The sequence below is a fragment of the Pseudomonas sp. FEMGT703P genome, from assembly GCF_002786345.1.
Lineage (GTDB): Bacteria > Pseudomonadota > Gammaproteobacteria > Pseudomonadales > Pseudomonadaceae > Aquipseudomonas > Aquipseudomonas peli.
On record NZ_PGCM01000005.1, the window covers coordinates 569540 to 588097 of the forward strand.

General features: G+C 60.7%; 15 protein-coding genes. 10 read left to right on the forward strand and 5 right to left on the reverse strand.

Annotated features, from left to right (window positions below):
• Positions 1-47 precede the first annotated feature (47 nt).
• Together CUR33_RS06480 and CUR33_RS06485 are read left to right on the forward strand one after the other, a co-directional pair.
• Positions 48-728, forward strand: coding sequence for a TetR/AcrR family transcriptional regulator (locus CUR33_RS06480; RefSeq protein ID WP_289239044.1), 681 nt, complete (start codon positions 48-50; stop codon positions 726-728).
• A gap of 79 nt (positions 729-807) precedes the next feature.
• Positions 808-1749, forward strand: coding sequence for an alpha/beta fold hydrolase (locus CUR33_RS06485; protein ID WP_289239045.1), 942 nt, complete (start codon positions 808-810; stop codon positions 1747-1749).
• Between the two features lie 106 nt (positions 1750-1855).
• On the opposite strand, the gene CUR33_RS06490 is transcribed toward CUR33_RS06485, so the two are convergent.
• Entirely contained in the window at positions 1856-2695 is an 840-nt protein-coding gene (locus CUR33_RS06490) for a metal-dependent hydrolase (RefSeq protein ID WP_090248979.1), read from the reverse strand.
• 388 nt (positions 2696-3083) lie between these two features.
• Between CUR33_RS06490 and CUR33_RS06495 the strand changes: the two genes are divergently transcribed.
• From CUR33_RS06495 to CUR33_RS06515, 5 genes are all read left to right on the forward strand, one after another.
• Positions 3084-4103 (forward strand): AraC family transcriptional regulator, encoded by a 1020-nt coding sequence (locus CUR33_RS06495; protein WP_289239046.1) that lies wholly within the window; start codon positions 3084-3086, stop codon positions 4101-4103.
• Positions 4104-4105: 2 nt separating this feature from the next.
• A complete protein-coding gene (locus tag CUR33_RS06500; RefSeq protein ID WP_090248975.1) occupies positions 4106-4753 on the forward strand; it encodes an MBL fold metallo-hydrolase in 648 nt (215 codons plus the stop codon).
• Between the two features lie 107 nt (positions 4754-4860).
• Positions 4861-5517, forward strand: a complete 657-nt coding sequence (locus tag CUR33_RS06505) for an OmpA family protein (RefSeq protein ID WP_160085399.1) — start codon at positions 4861-4863, stop codon at positions 5515-5517.
• 171 nt (positions 5518-5688) lie between these two features.
• The gene (locus CUR33_RS06510) at positions 5689-9450 is read left to right on the forward strand and encodes a CHASE domain-containing protein (RefSeq protein ID WP_289239047.1); all 3762 of its coding nucleotides are present in this window, start codon (positions 5689-5691) and stop codon (positions 9448-9450) included.
• Between the two features lie 71 nt (positions 9451-9521).
• The gene (locus CUR33_RS06515; protein ID WP_289239048.1) at positions 9522-11672 is read left to right on the forward strand and encodes an EAL domain-containing response regulator; all 2151 of its coding nucleotides are present in this window, start codon (positions 9522-9524) and stop codon (positions 11670-11672) included.
• 28 nt (positions 11673-11700) lie between these two features.
• Here CUR33_RS06515 and CUR33_RS06520 read toward each other — a convergent pair whose 3' ends face one another.
• From CUR33_RS06520 to CUR33_RS06535, 4 genes are all read right to left on the reverse strand, one after another.
• Complete coding sequence (locus tag CUR33_RS06520; RefSeq protein WP_289239049.1) at positions 11701-12606, reverse strand: acyltransferase; 906 nt, start codon at positions 12604-12606, stop codon at positions 11701-11703.
• Between the two features lie 239 nt (positions 12607-12845).
• The gene (pta, locus tag CUR33_RS06525; protein ID WP_289239050.1) at positions 12846-14939 is read right to left on the reverse strand and encodes a phosphate acetyltransferase; all 2094 of its coding nucleotides are present in this window, start codon (positions 14937-14939) and stop codon (positions 12846-12848) included.
• Between the two features lie 27 nt (positions 14940-14966).
• Positions 14967-16154 (reverse strand): acetate kinase, encoded by a 1188-nt coding sequence (locus tag CUR33_RS06530; RefSeq protein ID WP_289239051.1) that lies wholly within the window; start codon positions 16152-16154, stop codon positions 14967-14969.
• Positions 16155-16526 carry a DUF3565 domain-containing protein gene (locus tag CUR33_RS06535; RefSeq protein ID WP_289239052.1) on the reverse strand — a complete coding sequence of 124 codons (372 nt, stop codon included), beginning with the start codon at positions 16524-16526 and terminating at the stop codon, positions 16155-16157.
• Here CUR33_RS06535 and CUR33_RS06540 point away from each other — a divergent pair.
• The 3 genes from CUR33_RS06540 to CUR33_RS06550 all read left to right on the forward strand — a co-directional run bounded on the left by CUR33_RS06540 (position 16495) and on the right by CUR33_RS06550 (position 18523).
• Positions 16495-16980 carry an FKBP-type peptidyl-prolyl cis-trans isomerase gene (locus CUR33_RS06540; RefSeq protein ID WP_090248959.1) on the forward strand — a complete coding sequence of 162 codons (486 nt, stop codon included), beginning with the start codon at positions 16495-16497 and terminating at the stop codon, positions 16978-16980. The two genes, CUR33_RS06535 and CUR33_RS06540, sit on opposite strands and share 32 nt — an antisense overlap.
• A gap of 226 nt (positions 16981-17206) precedes the next feature.
• Positions 17207-17689, forward strand: a complete 483-nt coding sequence (locus tag CUR33_RS06545) for a glutathione peroxidase (protein ID WP_160085392.1) — start codon at positions 17207-17209, stop codon at positions 17687-17689.
• Between the two features lie 96 nt (positions 17690-17785).
• A complete protein-coding gene (locus CUR33_RS06550) occupies positions 17786-18523 on the forward strand; it encodes a nitroreductase family protein (RefSeq protein WP_170048364.1) in 738 nt (245 codons plus the stop codon).
• The last annotated feature ends 35 nt before the right edge of the window (positions 18524-18558 follow it).

Genomic DNA, 18558 nt, shown 5'->3' on the forward strand with positions numbered 1-18558 from the left:
CCAGCTTGCTCTGCTGCGTCACCCGCGCCTTGGTTGGGAAGTGTGCAATGCAGCAAGCCTTGGCTGAGCTCGGTGCTGTTCGTGCGGTGTTCGAGGATCTGGGTGGTTACGGCGCGGTGGCCCAGCAGCAGGAACAGGACGGTGACGGGCCGCTGATCGGCCATCTGCAACGCACCAATATCCAGCTGGCGGCGATCCCGGTGTTTGCGCGCAAGGGCCTGGCTGACACTACGGTGAATGACCTGCTGGCGGCGGCCAATGTGTCGCGGCGCACCTTCTACAAATACTTCGAAAACAAGATGCAGGTGCTCGAAGGCATCTACCAGACGGCGGTGTCCCTGCTGTTGTCGCGCTTCAGTGAAATGCAGAGCATCGCCGGCAGCCCGCAGGCCTGGTTGCAGGGCATGGTTGGGCGTTATTTCGACTATCACCTGGCGGTCGGGCCGATTATTCGCCTGATGCAGGAAGAGGCTCTGCGCGCCGACTCACCTTTGGCCGCCCACCGCCAGCGGGCACATGCCGAGATGGCGCGGCTGCTGGCTGAGCGCCTGCATGGCGCCACTCAGGCGGCCGAGCCGCTGACCTACCGCGCGCTGATTTGGGCCATGGAAACGGCATCACTGGAACTGCTTGGCCGCGCCGCCAGCCGCGCAGAAATCGAACAAGCCAAGCGCGTGCTCAGTGAGCTGCTGATCGCCTCGCTGTGTCCCGCGCCTCGCTCAACCTAGGTTAGGCGTCAGGTTTAAGTGGGCGTGCTCTGATAGACCGGATACGTCTTTCCCATAACAACAATCTAGAGGTGCCTGCATGTCTGCTTCCAGTCTCTCGCTGACGCCACCGCTGGCGGCCGGTTTTGCCCGTCTGGGCTTCGGCGCCCTGCCGCTGGAGCGCCTCAAAGCGCGCTATGGCAATGCCGCCAATGGCTCGCGTTACATCGAACTCGACGGTTTCAATCTGCACTACCGCGATGAGGGCAGTCGCGATAAGCCGGTGCTGGTCTTGATCCACGGCGTGGTGGCTTCGCTGCACACCTGGGATGACTGGTTGCCAGCCTTTGCGGCGGATTACCGGGTGATTCGCTTCGATGTGCCGGGTTTCGGCCTCACCGGCCCTGCCCGCGATGGTGTGTATTCCGCTGAGCGGATGATCAAGGTATTCGGCCTGCTGCTCGACTACCTCTGCGTAAACAAGGCATCGATTGTCGGCAACTCGCTGGGCGGTTATATCGCCTGGAACTTCGCCCTGGCGCAGCCGCAGCGGGTGGAGAAGCTGGTGCTGATCGACCCGGCCGGTTATCACATGCACAAGGTGCCGTGGATGATTGCCGCCGCTGCCTTGCCCGGTGCCACCGTGGCGATGCCGATGTGGATGCCACGTGCGCTGATCGCTCAGGGCATCAAAGAAGTTTACGGCGAACCAGCACGGATCAAACCGGGCGTGGTGGATCGTTACAACGACCTGACGCGCCGGCCGGGCAATCGCCGAGCGATGATGGATATCTTCCGCGTGCTGCTCAAGGTCAATAAGGAAGAGCTGCACGGCACTTCGGCGCGGGTCGCACAGATTCAGGCGCCAACCCTGCTGCTGTGGGGCGAGCGTGATCGCTGGATTTCGCCCAAGCATGTGCCGCTCTGGCAACGTGACCTGCCGGGGATTCAGGTAAAAACCTACCCGGGCGTTGGGCACATTCCGATGGAGGAAATCCCACAGCAAAGCGCGGCTGATGCCCTGCGCTTTCTCCAGGGCTGATAAAGCAGAGTCCGACTGCGGCGGCAGCGCTGTCGCAATCGGTGAATAAAGAAGAATAAAAAAGGGAGCCAGCTGGCTCCCTTGTCGTTGTACTTCAGCGTTTGGCTCAGGCCGCCTGGCTTTGCACGGGTAGGTCGAATTCACTGCGGGTCTGGTAGAGCAACTCCAGGTTGTTGTGCTCCCAGGGGTGGAAGTTAGGTTTGAAGAAATCGCGGTAGGTGCTGATCAGCGGGCGGAACACGCCTTCCTTGCCCCACATCCACTGAATGCCGTCGCGCCACACGCGCCAGTTCCACAGCAGGCCGTCCTGTTTGAGCATATGCGCCAGGCCGCGAGTGGTATCGAGCACGAAGAAGAAGGTGCCCATGATCATCGCCCGACGCAGCAGTTTACGGCTGCCGCAAACCTGGTTGTACACGTCGAAGGCCACGGCCTTGTGCTCGGTTTCCTCCAGCGCGTGCCAGCGCCACAGGCGCACCATGGTGGGGTGGGCACCTTCCAGGTGTTTCGGGTCCTTGAGTAGGCCGTCGGCCATGATTGCGGTGATGTGCTCCAGTGCAGCTGTGGCCGCCAGTTGCCGCTGCGGCGAGAACTTCTTCTGGGTATAGCGAATACGTGCCTGCGCGCGCTTTTCGATACGGGTGATGTTGTAACCCAGGTCGCGCAGGCGATTGCTGTATTCCAGATGCTCGCGGCTGTGGTGGCCTTCCTGGCCGATAAAGCCACGGATCTGCTCTTTCAGCACCGGGTCATCGATCTGGTCGCGGAAGTGCCGCACCGAGTCGATAAAGAAGCGCTCGCCGTCGGGGAACAACACCGACATGGCGTCGAACAGATGGCTTTTGAAGGCATCACCGCTGTGCCAGTGGCGCGGCAGCGGGTTGGGGAAATCGAAATCCATATGCCGTGGACGAATCTGCAAACCTGCCGGGGTAGTGCTGACCATGCTGACTCCCTGAGTCTGTGACTGAAGCGTGGCCTAACTATGGATTCGCCCCGTGCTTCGGCAAAGGTTCACAACAGCCAATCTTTCGGTCATATATGGCCAATATTGCACGTGTGTACCAAACGTAATGGTTTGTTGGCGCCGTGGTCATGATGCCAAGCCGCGGTGCTAGAGCGCTTACAGGGCGTTGAGGGGTTTCGCGGCCCGCGTGCGCCCAACCTTCGGTTGTGGTGATCGGTCGATTAAGTCCTGAGTATGGCCAAAGCCTTCGCACAACCGACGTAGGCGACTGACGTGGCACGGTGCGGCGGGGTGCCCTTGTCGGCTTTTGTCGAACAAGGTTATCGTCGCTGTCAGTGGTCATATCTGGCCAGATAATAAGAAGCCCATGAAGCCATCATTGAATTTCTCCGCTGAACTGGTTCCCGTTGCCTACGCCGCCGCCTTGCTCGACCTGGTTGAGGAGCTGGGCGTACCGCGCGCGCAGCTGTTTGCCGAGGCGCGGGTGCGCGCCGAAGTGCTGGGCAACCCTCAGGGGCGGTTGTCCTTTATTGATTTCACCCAGCTCACCAGCAGCGCTTTGCGCTTGTGTGATGAACCAGCGCTGGGCCTGCTGCTAGGCCAGCGGCTGAATGTCTCGACCCACGGCATCCTCGGTTATGCGGTGCTCTCCAGCGCCAACCTGGGCAAAGCCATGCAGTTCGCCCTCAAGTACTACCGCGTACTGGGCCTGACCTACGAACTGGAAATGGTCGAGCTGGGCGCGCGGATCGAACTGCGTGCCAGTGAGACCATGCCATTGGGTCCGCTCAGTCGCTTTGCTGCTGAAGGTTTGATGACCAGCCTCTACACCATTGCGCGCTTTCTGGTGGGCGAGCGTTTGCAGGAGGTCGAAGTGGGCTTTGCCCATGCCGCGCCGCATTACGCCGAGCGCTATGAACGGCTGTTCGGCGTCGCGGTGGCGTTTGAGCAGCCCTATCACCGCCTGAGCATGCCGATCACCTACCTGGACCGGCCGATGGCCCTGGCCAACCCGGCTACGGTGCAAATGTGCGAGCAACAATGCGAAGCCCTGCTGGCCAGCCTGGATGTACAGGACGGACTGCTGACCCGCGTGCGCCGCCTGTTGTTGGCGCGCCCCGGCGACTTCCCCGACCTGGCCAGTGCTGCCGAGGCCCTGCACACCAGTGGCCGTAGCCTGCGCCGACACCTGTCCAGCATGGGCACCAGTTACCAGCATGTGCTTGATGAAGTACGCAAGAGCCTGGCCCTGCAATACCTCACCACCACCCACCTGCCGCTATATGAAATCGCCTACCTGCTGGGCTTCAGCGACCCGTCGAATTTTCGCCGTGCGTTCAAGAAATGGACGGGTAAACTGCCCAGCGATTACCGCGCTGAGGAATAACCATGAGTTCTGCCGCAACCCCGACCCTGATCCGCGAAACCTTCCCCGTCGGGCCTTTGCAGTGCAACTGCACGATCGTCGGTGACCCTGTGACCAAGAAGGCCATCGTGGTCGATCCGGGCGGCAATCCTGATCTGATCATGGCGCGTCTGGAGGCGCACGGGTTGAAGGTGGTGAGCATCATTCATACCCACGCCCATCTGGATCACTTCCTCGCCTCTGGGCAGATGAAGGAGAAAACCGGCGCGACGTTGCATTTGCATAAAGAGGATCAGTTCCTCTGGGACAATCTGGAGATGCAGTGCCGCATGTTCGGCGTGCCTTACACCCCGGTGCCGGCCCCGGATCAGTGGTTGAGTGATGACGAAGAGCTGGCCTGCGGTTGTGGCGTAGCGCTGCACACGCCGGGGCATACGCCAGGTTCGATGAGCTTCTGGTTCCCCCAGGACAAGCTGCTGATCGCTGGTGATACCCTGTTCAAGCGTGGCATCGGGCGCACTGATTTGTGGGGCGGCGATTACCCAACCATTGAGCGTTCGATCAAGCAGCGCCTGTACAGTTTGGATGAAGACGCCACCGTGGTTACGGGGCACGGCGCTGATACGCGCCTCGGTGATGAGATGCGTGAGAATCCATTTGTTCGTGCTTAGCCGGTTGCTGGTCGGCGCAATGATCCCTGGCAGTGAACTTTAGCCAGGTATTGGGCTCGAAACCCGACGGTAAGCTTGTCCCGATCCGATATTCAAAGGAAGTACGCATGAAACTTTGGCGAAATCTGGCTGTTGTGACCCTCGGTCTTGGCGTACTCGCCGGCTGTACCACCAACCCCTATACCGGTGAGCGTGAGGCAGGCAAAGCGGGCATCTACGGTGGTGTTGGCGCAGTCACTGGCGCGGTGATTGGCGCGGCCACATCGAGCAAAAAGGATCGCGGCAAAGGTGCCTTGATCGGTGCAGCAGTGGGTGGTGCGGCTGGTGGTGGCTACGGCTATTACGTCGACACCCAGGAAGCCAAGTTGCGCCAGACCCTGCAGGGCACTGGCGTGCAAGTGCAGCGCAATGGCGATGACCTGAAACTGATCATGCCGGGCAACATCACGTTTGCCAGCAACTCGGCGGATATTTCCAGCAGCTTTTATCCAACCCTCAATTCTCTGGTTAAGGTGTTCAAGGAGTTTGATAAGAACGGTGTGGATATCGTCGGCCATACCGACAGCACCGGCTCGTTGGAGTTGAACCAGAACCTCTCCAACCGTCGTGCGCAGAGCGTCGCCTCTTACCTGAGCGCCAATGGCGTTGCGGCTTCGCGGTTGTCGTCTTATGGCGCCGGCCCGAATCAGCCGATAGCCAGCAATGCCAATGAAGCCGGTCGCGCACAGAACCGCCGGGTAGAAATCAACCTGCGTCCGCTGTAACTGCAAGCTGTAAAAAAGCCGTGCACTCAGTCGAGTGCGCGGCTTTTTTGTGCCTGCGGTTCAGGCTCGGTCAGCCGTTCAAATCGTGACTAGACTGCTGGCAGTGGTTCATTTCAACCCTGCTGCCGCAGTGCCCAAACTGCGCTGACATGGACGATAACTGGAGAGCGCATGGACGATCGACTCATATTTCTCGCCCGCAAACCCTGGCTACCGTTGTGGGCCACTCTGTTTGTGCTGGTCACCCTTGGCAGCGTGTCGCTCTGGCAATGGCATGCCTGGAACCAGCGTGACCATCAACAGCGCCAGCAACAGTTTGAGGTGGAAGCGCTGGACATCAGCCAGCGCGTCATCAGTCGCATGCAGGCTTATGAAATGGTGCTGCGCGGTACGTCGGGCTTGATGACGGGCAGTGACTATGTGTCGCGTGAAGAATGGGAGCGCGCGATTGATCAGCTGCAGTTGCAGGATCGATACCCCGGTATTCAGGGGCTGGCGTGGTCCCGTTACCTGGCTCATGAGCAGCTTGAAGCGTTCCTCGCCGCGGAGCATGCGGCTGGGCGTGAGAACTTTCGTGTGTTCCCGCCGGGTCAGCGTGAACACTACCTATTAATTGATTACATCAGCCCCTTGGACTGGCGCAATCGACGGGTTCTGGGGTTTGACATGCTCAGTGAGGACGTACGCCGAGCGGCGGTTGATCAAGCCATGGACAGTGGTGTTGCAACCCTGAGCGCGCCGGTCACTTTGCTGCAGGAAACCGAAGAAAATGTGCAGGCCGGCGTACTGTTGTACCTGCCGGTGTACCAGCCTGGCAGGCCGCTGAGTACCCCTGAGGAGCGGCGCGCTGCTGTGCTCGGCATGCTCCATGCCGTCTTTCGCAGCCATGATTTGATGGAAGGGATTCTGGGCGCCCAGTCCAGCCGTTTTGCCATCACCTTGAGGGATCAGCAGGCTCCCGACATGCTGTTGCTCAGCGGTGGCATAGAAGGCGCTGACGCGGAAGCCTCGTTCCGTCATGCCATCGAGCTGCCCTTGTACGGGCGTAATTGGCTGCTGGAAGTTAGCAGCACGGCCGTCTATGACGCTGCGCAGGTCAACCTAGAGGGGCATGCCAGCCTATGGCTGGGGCTGGTGGCTGCCGCCTTGTTGGCCTTGCTGGTTGGCGGCTACCTGTACCTGCGCGAACGTGAGTTGCACGCCAACCACTTGGCGACCGACCAGCTGCGTGAGCGTGAAGAGCGCTTCCGTCTGTTGATCGAGCGTCTGCCCGTGGCCACCTTGCTGTGCAACGCCCAGGGGCGGATCGAAATGGCCAACCGCAGCGCCGCCGACTTACTCGACTCAACGCCCGAAGGGTTGGTCGGTGAGCGGGTCAAGCGCTTTTTGCCCAGTATCGAGCAGCTCAGTTCGCTGGCGATTGATCGTGACAGCGCGGAGTTGTCCAACGAGTACCAGGCGCGCCGCGACCTTGGGGAAGAAGTGCCGGTGGCACTCAGTCTGAGCGTGTTGGGCGATTCAGGCGGGGTCAATTACCTGATCAACCTGATTGACCTGCGCGCCCGTAAAGGCGCCGAAGAGCGCTTTCGCCTGGTGGTCGAGGCCTCCCCCAACGCCATTGTGCTGATCGACGAGAACGGCTGCATCGCCATGGTCAATCGGCAGACCGAGCAGTTGTTCGGGTATGACCGTGAGGCCTTGCTGGCACAACCGGTGGAGATCCTGCTGCCCACGGCTTTGCGTAGCAGCCATGTGCCGATGCGCCAGGACTATCAGCGCAACCCGGAACCGCGGCGCATGGGTAATAACCGCGAGCTGTTTGGCTTGCACCGTGATGGCCGACAGATTCCGCTGGAGGTCGGTTTATCACCAATCCGAGGCAGTGAAGATGCCTTGGTGCAGGCCGTGATCATCGACATCAGCGAGCGTAAGGCCGCCGAGCAGCGCCTGCGTGATCAGGCTGAGCAACTGATTTTGGCCAACCGCTACAAGTCGGAATTTCTCGCCAACATGTCCCATGAGCTGCGCACGCCGCTCAACAGCATCCTGATCCTCAGTGATCAGCTACGCCTGAACAGTGCCGGCAACCTGACCGAGAAGCAGGCCAAACATGCCGACATCGTGCACCGTGCCGGCAGTGACCTGCTGCAATTGATCAACGATGTGCTGGACCTGGCCAAGGTCGAGTCCGGACGCATGCAGCTCAAGCTCGAACCGCTGAGCATGCAGGATATTCTCGTTGAGCTGGATGCCAGCTTACGGCCGATGGCGGAGATCAAAGGATTGCGCCTGCATACCCAGCTGGAAGCCGGGGTGCCACGGGTGATTCACGCCGACCGCATTCGCCTGCAGCAGATCCTGCGTAACTTGCTGTCCAACGCGTTGAAGTTTACCGAGCATGGCGAGGTAAGCCTGACCGTGTCCTGCGCCAGCGGTGAGCCGGAGGAGGGTCATGAGCTGCTCAATTTCAGCGTGCGCGACAGCGGGATCGGTATCCCTGCCGAGCAGCATGAGCAGATTTTCCAGGCTTTTCAGCAGATCGACGGCTCTACCAGTCGGCGCTTCGGTGGCACGGGTCTGGGGCTTGCCATTACCCGTCAGCTGGTGCTGGCTATGGACGGCGAGATCAACCTGCAAAGCACCTTAGGCGAGGGCTCCTGCTTTACTGTGCTACTGCCGGTGCGGGTGGTGGCGCAGACTCAGGTGGAGTCGGCCGTGGACGCGCCGCAGCGCAGTGGTGAAGGCCCGGCGGTACTGATTGTTGAAGACGACGTGAATTTTGCGGCGGTACTGGCCGAGGAGGCACACGCCCACGGCTTTGCCAGTGTGCATTGCCGTTCTGGGGTGCAAGCCCTCAACTTGCTGCAGAGCGAGTGCTTCAGCGCGGTGATCCTGGATATTCTGCTGCCGGATATCAGCGGCTGGCAGCTGTTTCGCCGCCTGCGCAGCCAGGCCAGCCACCGCATCACGCCGGTGCACATCATCTCCTGCGTGCCGCAACCGGTGGACTGGAATGATGACGGCACGCGCTATCTGGTCAAGCCGATTCAGCGGGCTGATCTGGAGCAGGTGTTTGTCGACTTGCAACAGCTTGCCCCTTCGCCTGCCCAGCGTTTGCTGTTGGTCGAGGATGTTGAGGTTGAGCGCGAACATTACCGCGAGCATCTGCAGCAGCTGGGCTTTGACGTGCAAGCCTGCGCGCGAGCTGATGAAGCGCAGCGAGCTTATGCCAGCGGAGTTTTTAGTGCGTTGGTGATCGACCTTGATCTGCCTGATCAGGATGGCTTTGAACTGCTGGAAACCCTTAACCGGCAGCGCCCGCTGAATGGCACGCGGGTGGTGATCAATACCGGGGTGGATGTCACTCGCCAGGCCTTGCAGCGCTTGCGTCGTTACAGCGCGGTGGTGGTGCACAAGCATGGTGAGGACATGCAGGACCTGAGTGAGGCCGTGCAAGGCTTCCTGGGCAGCGTGCGCAACCCCACGCGGCTGGGAGCGCCACGCGCCGAGAATCCGCTGGAGGGCCGGCGCGTGCTGCTGGTCGATGATGACGTGCGCAATGTATACGCCCTGACGGCCCTGCTTGATGAGGTCGGGCTGATTGTCACCTCAGCTAAGGACGGGCAGGAGGCCATCAACTGTTATCAGCGCGAGCCGTTTGACCTGATCCTGATGGACATGGCCATGCCGACCATGGACGGCTATACCGCCACCCGCTTACTCAAGACCGAGCACGGTTGCAGTATTCCGATCATCGCCCTGACCGCCCATGCGATGAAAGGTGACCGGGAGAAATGCATCACCGCAGGCGCGGATGACTACCTGGCCAAACCGGTCAGTCGCGAGGCCTTGCTGGATTTACTGGTGCGTTGGCTGGCCAACAGCGGTCCGCAAAACGGCTCATTTGCAGCATCTGCTGCACCACCGCAATAGTTTCGCTGTGGCCTGCTAACCTCAACCGCAACAGGAGTCGCAAGACGCTCGCCAGGGACAAGGGAGGATTTATGGCACATGTACAGCTGAGGAGCGTGCCTAGCACGCAGATTCTGCTGGTGGTGGATGACCGCCAAGAAAACCTGGTGGCCATGCAAGCTCTGCTGGAGGAGGGCGACTGGCAACTGCGTTGTGTCGACTCGGGCGAGAGCGCCCTGCAGTGCATGCTCGAAGAGGACGTTGGCCTGGTGCTGCTGGATGTGCAGATGCCGCACATGGACGGCTTTGAGGTGGCGCGGCTGATGCGTGGTAATCCGCGTACGCGCTACACCCCGATTATCTTCGTCTCTGCCATCGCGCAGACTCAGGATTCGGTGATCAAGGGCTACGCCACCGGCGCAGTGGATTTCATGCTCAAGCCCTTCGATTCCAGCGTTTTGCGCCATAAGATTCACGCCCTGCTCGAACATGAGCGCAACCGCAGCGAGCTGCTGCAACTGACCCAGCAACTGGATACCGCGCGGGCGTTTAACGCCTCGGTGCTGGACAACGCCGCCGAAGGCATCATGGTGGTGGGCGAGGATGGTCGGATCAATTTTGCCAACCCGGCCATGGCACGCATGCTTGAGGGCTCGATAAGCGATCTGGAAGGCAGTGAAATGCTCTCCTATCTGGTCAGTCCGCAAGTCACCAGCGACTGGCGGTTGTCCGAATTTTACCTGCAATGGCGGCGCGGTGAGGCCTATCGCCTGCATGACGCCAACCTGCGCACGCTGAACGGCGGGCAGGTGCCGGTGGCGCTGTCCTGTTCACCCTTGCCGCGTCTGCAGCACGCCATGGTGGTGATGGCGCTGGATATGTCGGTTGTGCGCCATCTGCATCAGCAACTGGAGTCACAGGCGATTACTGATGCCCTGACTGGCCTGCTCAACCGGCGTGGCTTCTATCAGGCGCTGGAATCGGCGTTATCGCGGATCGAACGCAGCGGCCAACGTATGGCGGTGCTCTATCTCGATCTGGATGGCTTCAAACGGATCAATGACTCCCTCGGCCACGACGTGGGCGATCGCTTGCTCAAACTCGTCGGTGAACAGCTAAAGGCCAGCCTGCGCCCCTATGACAGCCTGGCGCGGATTGGCGGCGATGAGTTCACTGCCCTGCTCGACAGTCTGGAACATCCGGAAGACGCCGCGCGCATCGCCGAAAAACTGATCGAGCAGGTGTCGGTGCGGCATAACCTCGACGGCATCGAGGTGACTCTGGGTGCGAGTGTAGGCATTGCCTGTTTCCCCGAGTGTGGGCAAACCGTGGAAGGCTTGCTGCGCGCCGCTGACATGGCCATGTACGAGGCCAAGCGCACCGGTCGTCAGCAGTACCGCTTCTTCTCACAGGAAATGAACGGCCGCGCGCGCTCACGGTTGATGCTTGAGGAAAGCCTGCGCAACGCCATCGAGAATGATGATTTCGTCCTGGTCTACCAGCCGCAGATCTACCTGGAAAGCGGGCGCCTGCGTGGCTTCGAAGCTTTGCTGCGTTGGCAGCATCGGGTTGCCGGTACCGTGGCGCCGGGGGTGTTTATTCCGCTGCTGGAGGAGACTCGTCTGATCAATCGCCTGGGCGGCTGGATCTTCAAGGCCGGGATCGAAAAATGCCAACAGCTGAGCCAGCAGTTCGGCAACGAACTGGTGCTCAGCCTGAATGTCAGCCCGGTGCAGTTCGGCATGCCGCAGCTGGTCGATGACCTGCGCCGGGTGCTCGAAGAGCACCAGTTGAACCCTCGGCAGCTGGAAGTGGAAGTTACCGAAAGTGCGTTGATGCAGGATCTGGAAACCAGCCAGGAACAGCTGCGTCAGTTGCGTAAGCTCGGGGTGAAGATCGCCATCGATGATTTCGGCACTGGTTATTCGTCACTGGCTTACCTGCGTCATTTCGAGCTGGATACGCTGAAGATCGATCGCCTGTTTATCTCTAATATGCTCGACTCGCCGCGTGATGCTGCGGTGGTCAGCACCATCATCGATCTGGGCCGCAACCTGGGATTGGAGGTGATCGCCGAGGGTGTGGAAACCATGGCTCAGCGTGATTGGCTGGCGGCGCACAACTGCGCAATCATGCAGGGCTTTCTAGTCGCGCCGGGGCTAAACACCGAACAGATCAAAACCTTCCCCGCGCAGCTGGATTGGCACAATTTGCCGTTGCGTAATGAAAAGCCCGCTGGTTAGGCGGGCTTGAGGATTCAGCGATAGCGGCTTAGCGCGCGGGATAGCGCTTCTTCAGTTCGTCGAGCTGCGCATCCTTGTCCAGCCACAGCTGGTTGACCCATTGCTGGAACTGTAAGCGGTAGGCTTCGTCCTGATCATAGTTGCCGCCAATAAATTCCTTGGGAATCTGCAGCTGATCGAAACGCACGACTACCTGATCAATCCGTCCGCACAACAGGTCCCAGAAACCGGGGTTGCCCTGTGGGTAATGGATGGTGACATTGACCAGGCTATGCAATTGCTCCCCCATGGCATCCAGCACAAAGGCAATACCGCCGGCCTTGGGTTTGAGTAGGTGCTTGAACGGTGACTGCTGCTGCGCGTGCTTAGCCGGCGACAGACGCGTGCCTTCGAGGAAATTGAACACCGACACCGGGTTGGTCTTGTAGCGCTCGCAGGCCTTGCGCGTGGTGGCCAGGTCCTGGCCGCGTTTTTCCGGGTGCTTGGCCAGGTACTCCTTGCTGAAACGCTTCATGAATGGAAATTCCAGTGCCCACCAGCACAAGCCAATCACCGGCACCCAGATCAGCTCCTGCTTGAGGAAGAACTTGAGAAACGGAATACGCCGATTGAGCTGGTATTGCAGCACCAGAATATCCACCCAGCTCTGGTGGTTGCTGGTCACTAAGTATGAGTGCTGTTTATCGAAACCACTCAGCCCGGCCACATCCCACTGCGTACGGCCGACCAGGTTCATCCAGAACTTGTTGATGGAAATCCAGGCTTCGGCACTCGCGTGCATCAAAAAGCGCAGGATGCGGTGTACCTCAGGTATGGGTACTAGCAGTTTCACCAGTGCCAGGATAAACAGCGGCCAACACCAGAACAGGGTATTGAGTGCCAACATCAGGCCGGCAAGCAGGCCGCGCAGTGGAGCAGGCAGGAAATGCAGCATTGGGGCAGGTGCCTCCAGAAAATGGGGCCAGGCTGGTTGCGGGCCACTGCTGTGGCGCTCAAGCCGCTTGATCCCCGACTTATCTACGCCTGCGGTTTTGCACCGCAGATCGGTCGGCGCACAGGTTAACGTCTGTGCACCGAACTGCAACCCCTCGAAATATGGGTTATCGCAGCGATTCGCGGATGTTTAGCACTTTTGCCTGGCCAGGGCCACCGTTGAGCAGCCCTGGCTGCGCATCACTGCGGCAGGTTGGCGGCCTGGATTGCGGTCAGGGCGATGGTGAAGACGATATCGTCGACCAGTGCGCCGCGAGACAGGTCGTTAACCGGCTTGCGCAGACCCTGCAACATCGGGCCGACGCTGACGCAATCGGCGCTGCGTTGTACCGCCTTGTAGGTGGTGTTGCCGGTGTTCAGGTCGGGGAAGATAAACACAGTGGCGCGGCCGGCGACCGGGCTGCCAGGGGCCTTCTGCCGGCCGACACTTTCAATCGCCGCCGCGTCGTATTGCAGCGGACCGTCGAGCAGCAGTTGTGGGTCGATGGCCTTGGCCAGGCGGGTGGCCTCGCGGACTTTTTCTACTTCTTCGCCGCTGCCGGAATCGCCAGTTGAGTAACTGAGCATTGCCACCCGAGGAATGATACCGAAGGCGCTGGCCGAGGCCGCGCTTTGCAGGGCGATTTCCGCCAGCTCCACCGCTGTCGGGTCAGGGTTTACCGCGCAATCACCGTAGACCAGCACCTGGTCGGGCAGCAGCATAAAGAACACCGACGACACCAGCTTATAGCCCGGTGCAGTCTTGATCAGCTGCAAGGCGGGGCGAATGGTGTTGGCGGTGGTGTTGATCGCCCCGGAAACCAGGCCGTCGACTTCATCCAGAGCGAGCATCATGGTGCCCAGCACCACGGTGTCCTCAAGCTGCGCGGCTGCCATCGGCGCGTTCAGCCCTTTGCCCTTACGCAGCTCTACCATGGGCTCGACATAGCGCTCGCGGATCAGGTCTGGGTCGAGGATTTCCAGCCCTTCCGGCAGCTCGATGCCGTGGGCGCGGGCTACGGCGTGGACGTCATCCGGTTTGGCCAGCAGCACGCAACGGGCGATGCCGCGTGCCTGGCAGATGGCCGCAGCCTGCACGGTGCGTGGCTCACTGCCTTCCGGCAGAACGATGCGTTTGTTGGCTGCCTTGGCGCGTTGCACCAGCTGATAGCGGAACGCCGGCGGCGACATGCGCAGCTCGCGTGGCGTGCCGCAGCGGGCGAATAGCCATTCATGGTCGATATGGCTGGCGACGAAGTCGGCGACTTTTTCTGCACGCTCTTTGTCATCGACCGGGATTTCTTTGTTCAACCGGTTGAGGTTGGTCGCAGTGTCGTAGGAGCCGGTGCTCACCGTCATCACCGGCAAGCCGCCCTGCAACGCGCCTCGGCACAGTTCCATGATTCGCGGGTCAGGCGCAAAGTCGCTGCACAGCAGTAGACCGGCCAGCGGCATACCGTTCATCGCGGCCAGGCTGGCCGCGAGGATGATGTCGTCGCGGTCCCCTGGCGTCACCACCAAGGTGCCAGGCTTGAGCAGTTGCACGGTGTTGGCTACGGCGCGGGCGCAGAGCACGATCTTCAGCATGCGCCGTTGCTCGTAATCGCCGGCATTCAGCACCCGCGCGCCGAGCAGGTCGGCGATGTCGCGGGTACGTGGGGCGTTCAGTTCTTCCAGCCAGGGGATGCAGCCGAGCAGGCGGAAGTCATCGCCCTTGAGCAGTGGCGAGAGTTCTTTCAGGCGATTGGCGAAGGCTTCGATGCCATCGTCACTGCGTACCTTGTTGAGGATCACCCCGAGCACTTTCTCGTCTTTTGGCCCGCCAAACAACTGAGCCTGAATTTCCACTCGGTCACTCAGTTCGCTGAGGCTTTCCTGCTCGGGTGCAGAGACCAGAATCACCTCGGCATCCAGGCTTTTGGCCAGGTGGAAATTGACCCGTGCGGCGTAGCTGGCCTGGCGCGTCGGCACCATGCCTTCGACGATCACCACGTCTTTATCTGCAGCGGCCTGCTGATAGAGGCTGATGATTTCTTCCAGCAGTTCATCCAGCTGACCGTCGCCGAGCATGCGCTCGACATGCGCCAGGGCCAGCGGCTTGGGTGAGTGCAGGCCATGGGTACGGGCGATCAGCTCGCTGGAACGCTCCGGGCCCATGTCGCCCTGATGCGGTTGGGCGATGGGTTTGAAAAAGCCGACCTTGAGGCCGGCACGCTCCAGGGCACCGACCAGACCCAGGCTGATCGAGGTCAGGCCGACACCGAAACCGGTGGGGGCAATAAAGAAAGTGTGCATTCGCGCTCCGTAGTGGTCAGGTGACGATCAGGCTTCAAGTAGCGCCAGGGTGTCGAGGGCAATCTGTCGTTCTTCATTGGTCGGTACGACCAGCACGCGCGGGTGGCCGTCGGCCTGGATCGGCCCGGCCGCACCGCGCACGGTGCGGGCGTTGGCCGGTTCGTCGAGGGCCAGGTTGAGCAATTTCAGGTGCGTGATTGTCCTGCTGCGGATCAGCGCCGAGTTCTCGCCGATGCCGCCGGTAAAGACCAGGCCGTCGAGTTGTGGCAACGCGCAACTCATGGCCGCCAGGGATTTGGCCAGGCGGTAGCAGAACACCTCAATGGCCAGGGTGGCGCCGGCATGGCCCTGCTCACGGGCTTGCTCCAGAGTGCGCATATCGTTGGATAAACCAGACAGGCCCTGGAGGCCACTGTCTTTATTGAGCATGGCTTCGATCTGCTCCAGGCTCCAGCCCAGGGTGCGCGCCAGGTGGCTGTGCAGGTTGGGGTCGACATCGCCGCTGCGGGTGCCCATCACTACGCCCTCCAGCGGCGTCAGGCCCATGCTGGTGTCGCGGCTTTGCCCATCGACGATGGCGCAGGTCGAGCAGCCATTGCCCAGGTGTGCCACCAGCCAGCTGCTGGCATTGACCGGCAGCCCGGCCATTTCTGCGGCGCGCTGGCTGACAAAACGGTGGCTGGTGCCGTGGAAGCCATAGCGGCGTACGCCGTGTTCGCGGTACAGGTGCTCGGGCAGGGCATAGCGATAGGCGTGTTCGGGCAGAGTCTGGTGAAAGGCCGTGTCGAACACCGCCACCTGAGTCAGGTCGGGGAACAGCTTGATCGCCGCTTCGATGCCCAGCAGGTTGGCCGGGTTATGCAGTGGTGCCAGCGGCGCGGTAGCGCGAATCGCCGCAAGGCTCAGCGCATCCAATCGACAGGCCGCCGTGAAATGCTCGCCGCCATGCACCACGCGGTGGCCGATTCCGTGCAGTTGGCCGCCAGCGGCGGCCTGCACCAGGGGCAATACCTGGGCGAGGGCGGCACTGTGATCGGCATGGGGTAGAATCAGGCTGTCTTTGTTGTCGCCTTGTTGCCAGTGGACTTGTGCATCCGGGCTGCCCAGGCGTTCGGCCAGACCACTGAGAATAAAGGCATCTTGGTCTTCGTTGATCAGGGCAAACTTGATCGATGAGCTGCCGCAGTTGATCACCAGAATATTGCGTGCGGGCATTTACCGCTCCTTGTTCAAATCGTGGTTCAGGCGTTCTGTCGTCGCCTCGCTTGCGCTGTTTTCAGCCGCGCACCAGCCGCAGAGGAACAGTTCTCCCACGTGCGCCTGGCGTTGATGAGCATCCAGCACCCACGCGCGATTCTGCCAGGGCGGCTGGTGGCGCAGGTGCTGAGTATGGCCGCAGGACAATACTGCCACCCAATGGCCGTGCTCATCCTGACGAAAATCAAGCACGCGCACTGAGGCCGCGCGTGGCCGTCCGTCTGTGTCCGGTTCGCTTTCGCGCGTGCCCTTGGGTAAACTTGCCCGCTCTTTATTTCCAAGCAAAAGGTCTCGCCCCATGCTGATCGCCGCCAATAAGGCCGTCTCCATCGACTATACCCTGACTAACGATGCCGGTGAGGTGATCGACAGTTCCGCAGGCGGCGCGCCGCTGGCTTATCTGCACGGTGCCGGCAACATCATCGGCGGCCTGGAAAAAGCCCTGCTGGGCAAGCAAGCTGGCGATGAGCTGGACGTGGCCGTTGAGCCGGAAGACGCTTACGGCGAATACAGCGCCGAGCTGGTAGCCACCCTTAATCGCTCGATGTTTGAAGGTGTGGATGAGCTGGAAGTCGGTATGCAGTTTCATGCTTCCGGTCCGGACGGTGGCATGCAGATCGTTACTATCCGTGAGCTGGAAGGCGACGACGTGATCGTTGACGGCAACCACCCACTGGCTGGCCAGCGCCTGCACTTCAAGGTCAAGGTTGTCAGCGTGCGTGATGCCAGCGAAGAAGAAGTTGCGCATGGCCATATCCATGGCGAAGGCGGTCACCATCATTGATGGTTTAGCCTTATGTGGTCGCCACGAGTCGACTTATGGTCGTATCAACCGTTGGCTTGACTGCTAAGCTGCAACAGAAGAAAGGCGCCTTCAGATAGGCGCCTTTTTTATGAGCCACCATCCTTGGCGGCTCACCCTGCGGGCCGTCGCGGTGCGACGTTTAAAATGGCTCCCGGCCATTTTTTGTCCGCTACACGTAATCTTTGTGTTCTCAAGGAGTTAGACCATGAGTGCCTTTCACGACCTCAACCTGCGTGCACTGGATGGCCAAGAGCTGCCGCTGGCACCCTTCAAGGGGCAGGTGGTGTTGGTGGTCAATGTGGCTTCCAAATGTGGGCTGACACCGCAGTACGCGGGTCTGGAAAAGCTCTATCAGCAATACAAAGGACAGGGCTTCAGCGTGCTCGGGTTGCCGTGCAATCAGTTTGCCGAGCAGGAGCCCGACAGCGAGGACGCCATTCGCGCGTTTTGCAGCCTCAACTACGGCGTGACCTTCCCGTTGGGCAGCAAGCTTGAGGTGAATGGGCCGGACCGCCATCCGCTGTATCGCCTGCTGGCAGGCGAGGGCGCCGAGTTCCCAGGTGACATCACCTGGAATTTCGAGAAGTTCCTCGTCGGTCACGACGGCCGTGTGCTGGCGCGCTTCTCGCCGCGCACCACGCCAGATGACCCGAGCCTGATCCAGGCGATCGAAAAGGCGCTCGGTTAAGGCCATTTGCGCCAAGGCTGCGGACTAAGCCGGTATACGGCTTGTTCGTGGCTGGGCATCGCGGCTTAATCGGGCAACCTGCCGAGGATGCCCCTGATGAGCCTGTTTCCCGCTGATACCGCCATTTCTCCCGCGACTCCCGCCGCACTGCGTGAGCTGATCGAAAGTCGCCGCGCGGTACGCCGCTTTACCGCCGAAGCGGTGCCTGATGATGTGGTGCGTGATTGCCTAGAACTGGCGGTGCTCGCGCCCAACTCCTGCAACCTGCAGCCCTGGAGTTTCCAGGTGATTCGCGATCCGGCGTTGCTGGCCCGTTTGCACCCGGTGTGCATGAGTCAGAATGCGGCCAAGGCTCCACTGATTATTGCCGTACTGGCGCGGCCGGACACCTGGAAGCAGGCTTGCCAGAACATCATCGACTATTGGCCGGAGCCCGAAGTACCTGCGCGGATTCGCAGCTTCTACAACAAGACCGCACCCTTTCAGTACAACCAGGGCCCATTCGGTCTGTTTGGGCTGTTCAAACGTCAGCTGCTGCGGGTGGCAGCCTGGCGCAAACCGTTGATGCGCGCGCCCAACAGCCAGGCGCAGATGCGCATCTGGGCGGTGAAATCCACCGCGCTGGCGGCGCAGAACCTGATGCTGGCCTTCCAGAGCCATGGCTATGCCACCTGCCCAATGGAAGGTTTCGATGAGGTGCGCCTGCGCAAGACTCTTAGCATCCCGCGCCAGGCCTTGCCGATCATGCTGCTGGCGGTGGGCAAGCAGGACGAGAAGGGCGTGTACAACCCGCGTCTGCGCTTTCCGTTGGAACAGCACGTGACGTGGCTATAGCCGTAGGTTGGGGCGGGGCGCTCAACGCTAACCTA